Below are 12,866 nucleotides of genomic sequence, written 5' to 3'. Positions count from 1 at the left end.
ATAGCCGCGCCGATCAGGAAATATCGGTGCCCACGGCCCGGAACTGCCCGGCCAGAAATGCCAGCAGGTCCGCCACCGCGGGCGTCAGCCCGGTGCACTGCCGGGCCAGGCCCGCGATCTGCTCGGCATCGCGCGCCAGGCACTCCATGGCGACGTCGGGCCGCGGAATGTAGAGCAGTTCGCCCTCCAGCTCGAACGACGGCCCCGCCGTGCGGCCGGGTCGCCCCGAGGGCAGGGTCACGATGAGTTCGCCCACCGGACGCAGCACCGCGACCATGAGATCCAGGGCCCAGTTCATCAGCCGTGAGCGCCGGAGATTGCTGTCCGGGCAGTAGCCGAAATGCTGCACCATGAGCTGCATCGCCAGCTGATAGGAGCGGTTGAACACGGTCATGGCCAGCCGCGCGGGCGGGTGCGTGACGAGATCCTTGGCCGCGTCACCGGCGCGCAGCGTCGGATTGCGCAGCACCGGGTAGGCGGGATTCCACGGGATACGCCGCCCCGCAGGATCTTTCGTACGCTCGGTGATCAGCGCGTCGGAGATGCGCAGGAAGGTGTCGAAGTGCGACTCCTCCGCGGGCAGCACCGACGCGATCTTCCCGCCCTCCCCGTGCTCGGTGACGAAATCGATGGCGAATACCGCGCTCTCGACATCGTCGACCGCCAGCTGATAGTCCGGATGCACGGCATTGACCGATTCGCGCATGAACAGGTGATGTGTTCCGCCGCTGCGGCCCTTACGGGCGACCAGAGCTCCCGGCACGCGCTGAATGCCCGCGCGAATGGCGGCGTAGAGCTCACTGAGCGAGCCGTACGCGTGCGCAGCGTCGGGCACCCCGGGATCATCGGCGAGGTCGGGCAGCAGATCGTGCGGTTGTTCCAGCGCCGCGAACCGCTGCACGGCCGCGAGACCGAAAGGCTCCAGGGAGAATTCGAGCGGTACGCACACCTGACCGTTGAGCGCGCCGAAATCGAGCCGCGGCACATGGAAGGGCCTGCCCATGGCCATCAGGATGTTGTTGATCGCCAGGAAGTGCATCATCTCCTCCCTGGCCACGTTGAGCAGCGCGCCGCGCCAGCCGTTCGTCAGCGTCGCGGCGCCCGAACCGCACGCGAGATTCAGCTGCCCGGCATTCCACTCACCCTGTGCCACATACTGTTTGGCAGCGCCCTGGGTCGGTAGGGAATACGCGGCGTACAGGTACTGGATCATGACGGCCAGTTCGACGGTCAGGGCCTGATACAGCGCCCGCAGCAACTCCTCCCGCGTGGTGATGACCCCGGCCTCGCGGCGGCGCGCGGTGAGCGCGGGCGGCGTCTGCCGCTTCGCCTCATCGGACTCGAGATACCGCAGCAGCAAACGGATCTGGGGTGCGGCGAGGTCGCGTGTCGACGGCATGTAGAAGGTGCGGTCACGATGGCGGGCGTCGCTGACATGCCAGATCAGCCGGGCGTAGGGCTGCACCTTGAACTCGTCGGCGAGGCTGAAGACCTCCGCGCGCATGAACGAGTACAGGAGTTCGTAATAGGCGAACACCTCGCGGTAGAGCACATCGAAGGTGACCTCGTCGTCGGCCAGCTCGTCGAGACGCCAGCAGTCCGGCAGCACCCGCACGGCGAGACCGCCTGCGGCGGACCAGTATCCGAGTTCATCGTCATTGTCGTACGCCGCGGCGGCCGTGGAGGCGTGCGGGGGCGGCGCGCCGCCGGGTTGCAACAGCACGCGGGCGGCCCCGCCGCGCAGGCCTTTCACCGCGACCACGCCCCGCCCCCGCTCATCCGTGCCGACGGTGCACTCGGCAGCGTACTCGGCATCCCCGGAACCCCGGAATGCCAGCACGGCAATGTCTTCCGGCCGGGCGGCCGGATTCTGCGCGGCCGGATCGAGCGGCAGGGCGCGCGGGTTGAAGAACTGCCGGACGCGAATCTCGCGGACGCGTGCGGGTTCGCCGCGCACATAGCAGCGCACGGGAATCTCGGCCGCGAAGTCCTCTCCGGTGCGGCTGTTGGGATGTTCCAGGAACAGACACGCCTCGTCGGACTGCACGACCGTCTCGATCTCCTCCAGCAGCACCCGCCCTCCGGCGCTGATGTGCAGCGCGGCACCGGGATTCCCGCGTCCGTCGTCCAGGCGGGGCACGGTGACGATGCCGGAGGTCTGGTCCAGCGCACACCCCTCATAGGCGCTGCCGGGTATGACGGCGACGAGTGTGCCGTTCGCCGTGCGCAATTCGAGATCACCGAGATCGGCGGCCGGGTCGAGTCGATGGGTGGGACCGGGACCGCGTTGTGCGGCACGATGTTCGGCGCGCACTGCGGTAATGAGGTTCGCCGTCACCTCGGTATCGCCGACCCGCACGCTCAGGGTGTGCAACGGGTTCGCCGCGCCGCCGGTACGCCCCTGCGGCGCGGTAAGCAACCGGCCCGCGGGATAGGTCCGCAATTCGTGTGCCCGCCACGGCCCGACCGTGCCGCGCACATCCCAGCGGTCGGGCTCGTCATTGGCGGTCGGCGTGGCCATATTGGTGAGCGCGAACTGCACCACCAGCCCGTCGGCCCCGCCCGAGTCCACCAGCCCCCGCAGCGCGGCCAGGGTCGGGGACTCGCCCGCGCCCGCCAGCCAGTGCAGGTCCTCGTCCCCGCGCACCGTGAACTGATACACCACCGAACGCCGGAACCAGTGTGCGAGAGGATGATCGCCGACATCGCGAATATGGGCGAAATCCTGCCAGCGCGGCGGGCAGCAGCCCTCCACATCGCCCGTCACCAGATAGCCGACCTCGTGCGAGCGCCCGTGCCGACCGAGCGCCAGCTGGCCGACCATGACCGTGGTGGTCCAATTCGAGGCCGGATCCACATCGAAGACCCGGGACCGATTGGCCGTGCCCGCGGTGTACTCGCAGTAGTGCCCCCAGAAGTCGATCTGCCGCCCCACCAGCGCGTCCGAGGTGTCCACCAGCCCCGCCGCCCGTTCGCAGCCGGTCACCGACGCGTCGATCCAGAAGTGACCGTTGCCGCCGAAGTTCCAGCCCGTGGTGGTCCCGAACATGCCGTCCGGGGAGATCTCACCGGACGGATCGAAGCGTTCGCCCCGCCGCCGCAGGAATTCGGCGTATTCACCGCTCGGCCGATCCAAGGGAAAGGGTCCGTCATCGGTCAGCGCGCGATTGGTGGCCAGATCCAGCAATCCCGAGCGCGGCCCGGTCGGCAGCCGTGTCACCGCGACGCCGGAGAAATGCACCCGCGGTGTCTCGAGGACGCTCATGCGCCCTCCTTTCGCGCCGGAATTCGACGGCTCACGGCGCGTCCCATACCGCGCCGCTCATGGTCGGAATCAGATTCGGAGTGATACGCACGCCCGGCAAGGCCGCCGCGTATTCGCGGGCGAATTCGGAATCGGTGAGCGGCAGGCATTTCGAGCTCATTTCCCGCCAGCGCGGATGCAGCATCATGCGCATGGAGTCGGCGGCGGCCTCGATATCGCCGGTGGCCTCGTAGATGATGCGGGCGGTATCGAACGCGTACGAGCTCGGCAGTCTCGCCGGAGCGCCGTCCGGGCGTGTGACGTCGACGACGATCAGCCGTCCCCCGGGCGCGACCAGATCGCGCAGCCGCGTCAGCACCGTCTCGGCGGGGCCCATGTGGAATACCGCGTTCACCGACATGACCAGGTCGAAGTCGCCGTCCTCGGCCGGGTCGAGCGTGAGGGCGCTGCGGCAGTCGTAGCGTACCGGAACCCGGCTGGGTTTGGCCGCCGCGAGATCGAGCATGCGCTGGGCGATGTCCACGCCGACGACCTCGTCGTAGCGTTCGGTCAGCAGCACACAGTTGTTGCCGCTGCCGCAGCCCGCGTCCAGCGCCCGGCTGCCCGGTGGCAAGTGCTCGACGAGCCATTGCCGAATCGGGCTGGTGACCGCATCGCGAACCTGGGTGAATCGCTCGTAGAGTTCGGCGAGGTCGTCGAAATAGGGTTCGGATTCTGGCACTGACGTACCGGCTCGAGTGGTCATATCGCGAACGTACGTCCGTCGTCGCGGCGCCGTCAGGGCCCGGAGCTGCCCGGAGCGCGAAACCGCGCACTCACGCGGGGTGACCGACGAAGAATGCGGGATGCGGCCCCGCGGCGGGCGCCGACCGGAATTCGAAACTACGCACCGACGTGGTGTCCGAGCCCTCGAACACATGATGTGGTGCGCCCGGCCCCTTCGGAATACTCGCCGCATGAGCACCGAATTCACGCGGTTCACCGAATGAACGGGGAAGCCATGCACGCCGATCACGATTGCGATGTGCTCGTCGCCGGAGCGGGCCCGAGCGGCCTGTGCGTCGCATTGTCACTGGCGCAGTACGGGGTTCGAGTGCGCGTCCTGGATCCGAAGGACGGGCCGGTAGAGCAGGCGCGCGCCGCCATCGTGCACGCGCGGACCTTGGAACTGCTCGATCGGCTCGGCGTCGCGGAGCAGGCCGTCGAGCGGGGATTGCCCATCACCCATGTGGCGCTGCACGAAACGGGCCGCCACGTGGGGGAGATGCCACTTGCGGGCGCGGGCGCCGCCGATCGGACGCGTTTCCCCTACGCGCTGGCGCTGGAGCAGTCCGAGACCGAACGACTGCTGGTGGCCGCGCTCGCCGCGCATCAGGTCGACGTCGAATGGGGTTGTGCCGTCGAGGATCTCATGGAGACCGGCGACGGTATGCGGGTGCTCGCGCGGCGCGGCGAAGTCACCACGGAGGTGACCGCGCGCTGGGTCGTCGGCGCGGACGGCGCGAGCAGCACCGTGCGGCGGCTGCTCGGCTTGGACTTCGACGGCGAAACCTACACGCAGAGCGGCATGCTCGCCGATGTCACCCTCGATGTCGACCTCGGTATCGAGGGGATGCGGCTCAATCTCACGCCCGGTGGATTCGTCGGGCTGCTCCCGCTGGCCAGCGGCCGCTGCCGCCTGTTCGGCGTGGTGCCGCCGAATCTGCACCGGGCCCCGGACACCGGCGACGGGCCGACCCACGAGGCGTACGCGGCGCTCGATCACGCGGATCTGCAGCGCTGGTTCGACGAGTACTTCCGGGTGGACGCGCGGCTGCGAGAGATCGTGTGGGCCTCCATGTTCCGCTTCCACAGCCGGATCGCGGAGCGCTTCCGCGCCGGGAATGTCTTTCTCATCGGCGATGCCGCGCACATTCACAATCCGGCGGGCGGACAGGGACTCAATCTCGGTGTCGGCGACGCCATCAACCTGGCGTGGAAGCTGGCGCAGGTGGCCGCCGGGCAGGCGCCGTCGTGGCTGCTGGATACCTATGAGGCCGAACGCCGCCCGATCGCGGCGACCGTGCTCGCGCGCACCGATATCGGGTTCAAACTCGAGACCGCCACCGATCCCGTGGCCGTGTGGATGCGCGCCCATGTCGCCACGAGGCTCCTCGGCATCGTGAGTCGGCTCGCGCCGGTGCGGCGACTGTTCTTCCAGCTGTTCTCCCAATTGTGGATCTCCTACCGGGACAGTCCCGCCATTGCGACCGCGGGCGGGCGGGGCCCGCAGCCGGGTGATCGCGCACCCTACGCGCCGCTGGCCGACAATCCGGACCGCGCGCGCAGCGTGCTCGACCTGACGCACGGAACCGGCTACCACGCACTGTTTTTCGATGTGGACGACTGCGCACGGGCCGGGGAACTGGCCGATCTGCTCGCCACCCGGTACGCGTCCGCGGTCACCTCCCATGTGCTGCCGCGGTGGGAGACCGCAGCCTATGCGGCGTATCGCGTCAACGGCCCGAAGCTGGTGCTGGTGCGCCCGGACGGTCATATCGCGGCCGTGGCGAATCCCGCCGACGCCGGTGAGATCGATTCCGTGCTACGGCATCTCGACTGGGTGCTGGTTCCCGTGGCGGCGGCATGACCCGGCGGGTCGCGGTCGTCTCCGGCGCCTCCCGGGGAATCGGCGCGGCGATCATCTGCGAGCTGGCCCAGGCCGGTTATCTGACGGTGGGACTGCATGCCCGGCACTCGGATTCGTCGATGGCCGTCGAGGACCGCCTGCGCGCCGCCGATCCGGGTAATTCCCTCGTGGTGTGCGATACGACCGATCGGGCGCAGGTCGCCGAGACATTCGCGCGCATTGCCCGGACGGCGGGCGTGGTCACCGATCTCGTCAACTGCGCGGGCGTGACACGGGACGGACCGCTCGCTCTCATGACCGACGAGAAATGGGACGACGTCGTGGACACAAATCTGACCGGAACATACAACGTGACAAAACAATTCGTGTATCCGGCCATGCGGAACGGATTCGGCGTCGTCACCAACATCTCCAGCATCTCCGGCCTGCACGGGAATCCGGGGCAGGTCAACTACGCCGCCACCAAGGCCGGTCTGGACGGGTTCACCCGGTCCCTGGCCAAGGAGGTGGGCCGATCGGGGGTGCGGGTCAATTCGGTCGCGCCGGGCTTCATCGACACCGATATGACCGCCGGACTCGGCGAAACCCAGCGCAAGCGCTTGGCCTCGTCGATCTCATTGCGCCGGTTGGGCGTTCCCGGCGATGTCGCCAGCGTCGTCGCCTTCCTGCATTCCGCGGGGGCCGGGTACATCACCGGGCAGACCATCGTCGTGGACGGTGGTACCCAGCTGTGAACACCTACGCCTCGTGCACCAGCGCCCCGGACTCGCTGCGCCGCGAGGGCGATGAGGCGGTGCTGGTGAAACGCATCGCTGCCGACGAACCGTATCTGTCCGGCCACTTTCCCGGCGATCCGGTGTATCCGGGTGTTTTCCTGATCGACTTGTGCCTCAAGATGATTCCTGTCTTGTGCGGCGTCGCGGCCGACCGCTTCACCCTGCACTCGGTGCGCTTCTTCGCCCCGGTTCGGCCCGGGGACGAAATCACTGTTCGGGGCACGTCGTCCGGCGCCGACACCCGGTTCCTGGGGCGCAAGCACGACGGGACCAAGGCATTCACGCTGCACCTGTCGGGTGATCCGGCATGATCCTGTCCGGTAAGGCTTTACAGTGCGTCCTGCCGCACCGGCCGCCCATACTGCTGGTCGACCAGGTCGACGTGGACCTCGCCGAGCGAACGGCGACGGGGCGCAAGACCATCATGACGGCCGAACCCTGGTACGGCCGCTGCGAATCGACCGGCGGCACCGCCTACCCGCCCGGCCTGATCCTGGAATCCATGCTGCAAACCTGCGCGGCGCTGTGGGTTTCGCTGCGCCGGATCGATGTGGCCGAAGCCGCCGACGCCACCTTCTTGTTCGGGAAGGCCGAGCGGGTGCGGTTTCTCGGCGCCGCGCACCCGGGACAGGTCCTGTGCCACCGCATCGCCATCGAGAAACAGATCGGCGGAGTCGCCTTCATGACCGGCCGCACCACGTGTGACGGCGAACCGATCGTCGTCGCCGAGTCGCTCCTCGGCGCGCCCGGCTAGCCGCGCCCCCGACGGCCCCCACGACTCGTATCGACAAAGGAGAAATCATGGACGGCAATACCATCGAGCGCCGCACCGACCGCCTCGAGACCCTGCGCGGCATGATCGCCGCGGTCCTCGAGATCGAACCGGAGGAACTGACCGACGAGGGACAGTTCGGGGAGGAATACGACGCCGATTCCCTCAGCGCCATCGAGATCCTGTCCCGCATCGACAAGGAATTCGGCGTGGAGATCCCGACAGCGGAAGTCGAGCGCATGGACAACCTGGTCCACGTCTACGACATCGTCGCCGAGTACGCACACTGGGACGCACGGTGACTCGCGTCGCCGTGACCGGCCTCGGCCCCGTATCGAGCATCGGCATCGGGCGGGCGGACTTCGAGCGAAACCTGTTCGCCGGTGTCGTCGGCACCAGCGAGATCGAATCCTTCGACTCGTCCGGGTTCCGGACCCATCGGGCCGGGGAGGTCAAGAGGTTCGCGCCCGGCGAGATCTGTGAACGCGTGGGGGAGCGGGACTTCGGCAGAACCGCCCTGTTCGCCGCGAGCGCCGCGCGGCTGGCGGTCCGCGATGCCGGACTGTCCGCCGCGGAGCTGGCCGCCGCGCGCACGACCGTCTGCATGGGCACGACCAAAGGGGAATCGCGGGAACTGGAGCGGGCGGCCGAGCAGTTCTACCTCTCCACGCCGGGCCGCATGAGCCCCGAGGTCACCGGCCGGTTGGCTCCCGCCGCCATCACCCGCGCGGTGCGCGCGGAGATCAGCGGTTTCACCGGCCCGGACTACCTGTTCGCGACCGCCTGCGCGGCGAGCAACTATGCCATCGCCTTCGGCGCGTTGCTGATCGAATCGGGGGCGGCCGACATTGTGGTGGCGGGCGGCGCGGACTCGGTGGTGCGCTGGGCGCACGCCGCGTTCTTCCGGGTCGGCGCGCTCGCCCCGGATGTGTGCCGTCCCTTCGACGCCGACCGGCAGGGCATCCTCACCGCCGAGGGCGGCGTGGCGCTGGTGCTGGAATCCGAACCGCACGCCCGCGCGCGTGGCGCCGAGATCCTCGGGTACGTGCTGGGTGCGGGCCTGAACTGCGATGCCGAGCACGTCTCCGCGCCCGATCGCGATTCCATTGCCCGCTGCATCCGGATGGCGCACCGGCGCGCCGGGGTCACTCCCCGCGATATCGACTATGTCTGCGCGCACGGCACCGGCACCCAAGCCAATGACGCGACCGAGGCCGCGGCCATCCTCGACGTCTTCGGTTCGCAACCGCCGCCGGTCAGTTCGATCAAATCCATGCTCGGCCACACCATGGGCGCGGCCGCCGGATTCGGCGCCGTGGCCTGTGTCCTGGCCCTGCTGCGCGGCCAGTGCCCGCCGACCGCGAACCTGCGCCGCCTCGATCCCGCCATCGGCTTGCCGAACGTGGTCGCGGGCACCGCGCAGCCCGCGCCGCTGCGCGTGGTTCAGAACCACGGATTCGCCTTCGGCGGCAATAATGCCATCGTCGTCCTCGGAGCGGCCTGATGTGGATCTCCTGTCAGAGCATCGGCGCGGTCACCCGCTTCGGCCTCGGCTACGATCCCGGCGCGGACTACACCGAACCCCCGCGCGGCGACCTCGCCCTGCCCCCCTTCGATGCCAGGGAAGAACTGGGGCGCAAGGGATTCGGCATGCTGGATCGCTCCGCCGTGCTGGGCTTGCTCGCCGCCCGTGACTGTCTGACCGGTCGCGCGACCGACCCGGACGGCACCGGGGTGACGGTGGGTACGACCCTCGGCGGATTCGAAGCCACCGCCGACTTCGCGAGCCGCCCGTTGCGCGAAGCCAAACCGTACGACATTCCGCCCCTGCGATTCCCGACCGCTGTCATGAACTTCACCGCCGGGCAGATCGCCATCCGGCACCGCCTGCGCGGCGCCAACACCACCATCGCGGGCGGTGAGGCTGCCGGGCTCACCGCCCTGTCCTACCTGACCACCCTGTTCGCCGCGGGCATGGTCGACTCGTCCCTCCTGGTGGTCGCCGAAGAGCTGTCGCCACACCGCCTCGCCGCCTGCGCCCCCGCCGCCCGCCCGGCCTGCGCCGAAGCCGCCACGGCCTTCCTGCTCGTGCCCGGCAGCGTCGACGACCGCCTGTTCCGCATGCGCGTGACACCACCGGACCCGCTACCCCACCCCGGCTCCCACATCGATATCGATTCGTGCCGAAAGACTTTCGGCAATACCGGCGCGGCCGTATTCGGCTGTCAGCTGCTCATGGCCCGGTCCATGCTGCGCGCGGACGCGACGCCCACCGTGGCGATCGCCCCGGCGTCCCCGGTCGCGACGCCCGGTTGCGAGGTCGCGTGGTGACCGGCGAAGCGGTGGCGCATGCCGAACTCGATACGGAGACAAAGCGATCCATGCTGCGCGCCATGCTCGAGGCGCGCGGTATCGATGAGGAGGCCACGCTGCTCCAGAAACAGGGGGCGGTGGATCTGTGGCTGTCATGCCGAGGGCAGGAGGCCGCGCAGGTTGGGTCCGCCTTCGCGGCCGGGAGCGATCCGGTCGTATTTCCGAGCTATCGCGAGCACGCGGTGGCGCTGGTGCGCGGGGTCCGGCCGGAGGAATTGATCGCGCAGTGGGCGGGGCGGACGCTGTGTGGCTGGCGGCCGCGTGAACTGCGGTTCTTTCCCTACACGCTGGTGCTCGCGGCGCAGACGCTGCACGCGGTGGGGTATGCGCTGGGGCGGCGGTTGCGCGGGTGTGCGGAGTTGGTGCTGGTCTATGTCGGGGATGGTGCGACCAGTGAGGGTGATATGTCCGAGGCATTGAACCTCGCCGCCGTCGAATCCGCGCCCGTGCTGTTTCTGTGCCAGAACAACGGCTGGGCGATATCCAAACCCGCCGCCGAGCAGATGGCCACCACGTTGGCCGAACGCGCCGGTGGTTTCGGCATTCGGTCCGCGCGCGTCGACGGCGGCGATCCGGAGGTCGTGCACCGCGCCACCGCGCGCGCCGCCGATATGGTCCGTCGCACCGGGCAACCGTATCTCCTGGAGATGAAAGTCGATCGCGTACAGGGGCATTCGACTGCGGACTCGCAGCGGCTGTATCGCGATGCGGTCGATATCGAGCGAGCCGAGGCCGCCGATCCGGTCACCGCGTACACCGCGCGGCTGATGGACGAGCGTGTCGTGGACCGGGAATGGCTGGACGCGGTCGCGGCCGAGGTCGCGCACGCCCGGCACGAGTTGGCGGGGAGATATCAGTGCTGAACGGGCAACGGCCGCCATGTCTGGCCGAGGCGATCAACAACACCCTCGCCGAACTGCTGACCGACGATCCGCGCACCGTCCTGCTGGGCGAGGATATCGGTCGCCTGGGCGGCGTCTTCCGGGTCACGCGCGATCTGCGGCAGCGGTTCGGGCCCGATCGCGTGCGGGATGCGCTGCTGGCCGAGTCCAGCATTGTCGGCAGCGCCATCGGGATGTCGCTGGCCGGGCTGGTGCCCATCTGCGAGATCCAGTTCGACGGGTTCGTCTTCCCGGCGGCGAATCAGCTTGTCACCCAGGCGGGCCGCATGGTCGACCGGTGGAATGGCGAACTGGCGCTCAATCTCGTGGTGCGCGTGCCCACCGGCGGCGGGTTCCGGGGCGTCGAACACCACAGCGATTCCAACGAGGCGTTCTTCGCGCACGCGCCGGGGATCGCGGTGGCCTGCCCGTCCACGCCCGGGGACGCGGCGCGCATTCTGCGGCACGCCGCCGGGCTCGGCAGGCCGGTCATGATCTATGAGCCGATACGGCTGTACTGGCGTCGGGAACTGCCCGAACGCCCGGACATCGGCGCGGAGTCCGCGACGGGGGCGCGCATCGCCCACGCCGGTACCGATCTCACCGTCGTGACCTTCGGGGCCATTACCCATGATGTGCTGACGGCCGCGGCGGTGGCCGAGGTGGATGCCGAGGTCATCGATTTGCGCTGGGTGTCGCCCATCGACTTCGACGCCGTTCTGGGCTCGGTCGCCCGGACCGGTCGCCTGCTGATCGTGCACGAGGCGGCCGGATTCGCGGGTATCGGCGCGGAGATCGCGGCGGAGGTGTCCGAGAACGGATTTCACCACCTGCGCGCCCCCATCCGACGGGTGGCCGCGCCCGGCGGCGGCTATCCGCCCGCCGATTTCGAGAACGACCACGTACCCGGGGTCGAACGAATCATCGAGGAAATGCGGAAGGCGGTCGGATGAATACCCACCCAGCGGTCGTACCGGTCCCGGCGCTCGGCCACGGCCTGGACGAAGCCCTGCTGATCGAATGGCGGGCCGCAGTCGGCGCGCGCGTGCGGCGCGGCGATCTGGTGGCGGTGCTCGAAACCGACAAGGCGGCCGTCGATATCGTCGCGGAACGGTCCGGATCGATTGCCGCCCATTGCGCGGCCGCGCGCTCCATCGTCCGGCCCGGTCAGCCGCTGTACCGCTTGGCCGCCGACAGCAGTACGGAAGAGTCGGGGGCGCAATGAATTCCGGCATCGCGGATATCGCTGAGGTACGGCCCGGCGAGCCTATCGGCAACGACCGCTTCGAAGCGATCGGGTTGACCGACGAGTGGATCCGCCGTCGCACCGGCATTACCGCAAGGCACTGGCTGGCGGACGGCTCACTGGCCGAGCTCGCCGCCGCGGCCTGCGCACCCGTCATCGAACGTGCCGCCGACGCCACCGCGATCGGGGCGCTCCTGGTGATCAGTACCTCGGCGCGGCAGCGCATTCCGGCCATGGCGCAGGATGTCGCCCAGCGCGCCGGGCTGACCGGATCGGTCATGGCACTCGATCTGAACGCGGCCTGCTGCGGATTCGTCTTCGGTCTGGTGAACGCGCTGTCGCTGTGCGATTCCGGCCGGGTCGGATCGGTGCTGGTGTGCACCGCCGAGGCCATGTCCACGGTGGTGGACCGGACCGATCGCAAGACCGCCTGCCTGTTCGGCGACGGTGCGGCCGCCATGCTGGTCGAGGCCCGCGCCGACTTCCGGCCCTTCCATTGTGTGGCGGGCGGCGACGGCACGGGCGCGGACCTGCTGCGGGAGGATCCGGCGGGCGGCATTCAGCTCGACGGGATCGGCGTTTTCCACCGCGCCGTCCAGAAGATGAGCGAGTCCGCGCGGCGCCTGTTCGACTTCGATCCGAAACCCTCTGTGCTGGTGGGACATCAGGCCAATGGGCGCATTCTCGAGCAGATCCGGCTGCACACCGCCGATCTGGGCGTGCCCTTCGTCAACCGCATCGAGCACTCCGCCAACACCTCCTCGGCCAGCATTTCCCTGGCTCTCGCCGACGAGTTCCAGGCCGGGGCGCTGCCCCCGCGTGGGCGTCTGGGGGCGGTCGCCTACGGGGCCGGTGAATCCTGGGGCGGCGTCTCCGTGGACTACGACCTGCGGCGCGCGACCGAGTCGCGCGCCGGGTGAATCC

Annotated in this window: 13 protein-coding genes; 11 read left to right on the top strand and 2 right to left on the bottom strand. The window is 69.1% G+C overall.

Going from position 1 to position 12,866, the window contains the following annotated elements:
• Positions 1–13: 13 nt before the first annotated feature.
• Together NC4_RS20355 and NC4_RS20350 are read right to left on the bottom strand one after the other, a co-directional pair.
• Entirely contained in the window at positions 14–3,265 is a 3,252-nt protein-coding gene (locus NC4_RS20355; RefSeq protein WP_067540756.1) for a ferritin-like domain-containing protein, read from the bottom strand.
• 31 nt (positions 3,266–3,296) lie between these two features.
• Positions 3,297–4,010, bottom strand: a complete 714-nt coding sequence (locus tag NC4_RS20350; RefSeq protein WP_169814839.1) for a class I SAM-dependent methyltransferase — start codon at positions 4,008–4,010, stop codon at positions 3,297–3,299.
• A gap of 240 nt (positions 4,011–4,250) precedes the next feature.
• Here NC4_RS20350 and NC4_RS20345 point away from each other — a divergent pair, with 240 nt between their 5' ends.
• The 11 genes from NC4_RS20345 to NC4_RS20295 are packed head-to-tail and all read left to right on the top strand — an operon-like array spanning position 4,251 to position 12,862.
• Positions 4,251–5,894 carry an FAD-dependent monooxygenase gene (locus NC4_RS20345; protein ID WP_067540750.1) on the top strand — a complete coding sequence of 548 codons (1,644 nt, stop codon included), beginning with the start codon at positions 4,251–4,253 and terminating at the stop codon, positions 5,892–5,894.
• The gene (gene fabG, locus NC4_RS20340; protein ID WP_067540747.1) at positions 5,891–6,628 is read left to right on the top strand and encodes a 3-oxoacyl-ACP reductase FabG; all 738 of its coding nucleotides are present in this window, start codon (positions 5,891–5,893) and stop codon (positions 6,626–6,628) included. The genes NC4_RS20345 and fabG overlap by 4 nt, the downstream gene beginning before the upstream one ends.
• Positions 6,625–6,981, top strand: a complete 357-nt coding sequence (locus NC4_RS20335; RefSeq protein WP_067540744.1) for a 3-hydroxyacyl-ACP dehydratase FabZ family protein — start codon at positions 6,625–6,627, stop codon at positions 6,979–6,981. The genes fabG and NC4_RS20335 overlap by 4 nt, the downstream gene beginning before the upstream one ends.
• On the top strand, positions 6,978–7,424 hold the full coding sequence (locus NC4_RS20330) for a 3-hydroxyacyl-ACP dehydratase FabZ family protein (RefSeq protein WP_067540741.1): 447 nt from the start codon (positions 6,978–6,980) through the stop codon (positions 7,422–7,424). The genes NC4_RS20335 and NC4_RS20330 overlap by 4 nt, the downstream gene beginning before the upstream one ends.
• 47 nt (positions 7,425–7,471) lie before the next feature.
• Entirely contained in the window at positions 7,472–7,744 is a 273-nt protein-coding gene (locus NC4_RS20325; RefSeq protein ID WP_067540738.1) for an acyl carrier protein, read from the top strand.
• Positions 7,741–8,946 (top strand): beta-ketoacyl-[acyl-carrier-protein] synthase family protein, encoded by a 1,206-nt coding sequence (locus NC4_RS20320; protein WP_067540735.1) that lies wholly within the window; start codon positions 7,741–7,743, stop codon positions 8,944–8,946. Before NC4_RS20325 ends, NC4_RS20320 begins: the two co-directional genes overlap by 4 nt.
• On the top strand, positions 8,946–9,773 hold the full coding sequence (locus NC4_RS20315) for a beta-ketoacyl synthase N-terminal-like domain-containing protein (RefSeq protein WP_067540732.1): 828 nt from the start codon (positions 8,946–8,948) through the stop codon (positions 9,771–9,773). Before NC4_RS20320 ends, NC4_RS20315 begins: the two co-directional genes overlap by 1 nt.
• The gene (locus tag NC4_RS20310; RefSeq protein ID WP_218021243.1) at positions 9,770–10,678 is read left to right on the top strand and encodes a thiamine pyrophosphate-dependent dehydrogenase E1 component subunit alpha; all 909 of its coding nucleotides are present in this window, start codon (positions 9,770–9,772) and stop codon (positions 10,676–10,678) included. Before NC4_RS20315 ends, NC4_RS20310 begins: the two co-directional genes overlap by 4 nt.
• Positions 10,672–11,649 (top strand): alpha-ketoacid dehydrogenase subunit beta, encoded by a 978-nt coding sequence (locus tag NC4_RS20305; RefSeq protein ID WP_245721810.1) that lies wholly within the window; start codon positions 10,672–10,674, stop codon positions 11,647–11,649. The genes NC4_RS20310 and NC4_RS20305 overlap by 7 nt, the downstream gene beginning before the upstream one ends.
• Entirely contained in the window at positions 11,646–11,921 is a 276-nt protein-coding gene (locus NC4_RS20300) for a lipoyl domain-containing protein (RefSeq protein WP_067540729.1), read from the top strand. The genes NC4_RS20305 and NC4_RS20300 overlap by 4 nt, the downstream gene beginning before the upstream one ends.
• On the top strand, positions 11,918–12,862 hold the full coding sequence (locus NC4_RS20295; protein ID WP_067540726.1) for a 3-oxoacyl-ACP synthase III family protein: 945 nt from the start codon (positions 11,918–11,920) through the stop codon (positions 12,860–12,862). Before NC4_RS20300 ends, NC4_RS20295 begins: the two co-directional genes overlap by 4 nt.
• Positions 12,863–12,866: the final 4 nt, after the last annotated feature.

Source organism: Nocardia crassostreae (genome assembly GCF_001613405.1).
Classification (GTDB): Bacteria; Actinomycetota; Actinomycetes; order Mycobacteriales; family Mycobacteriaceae; genus Nocardia; species Nocardia crassostreae.
Note: the sequence above shows the minus strand (reverse complement) of the source record. Positions and strands in the feature narration are given on the sequence as shown.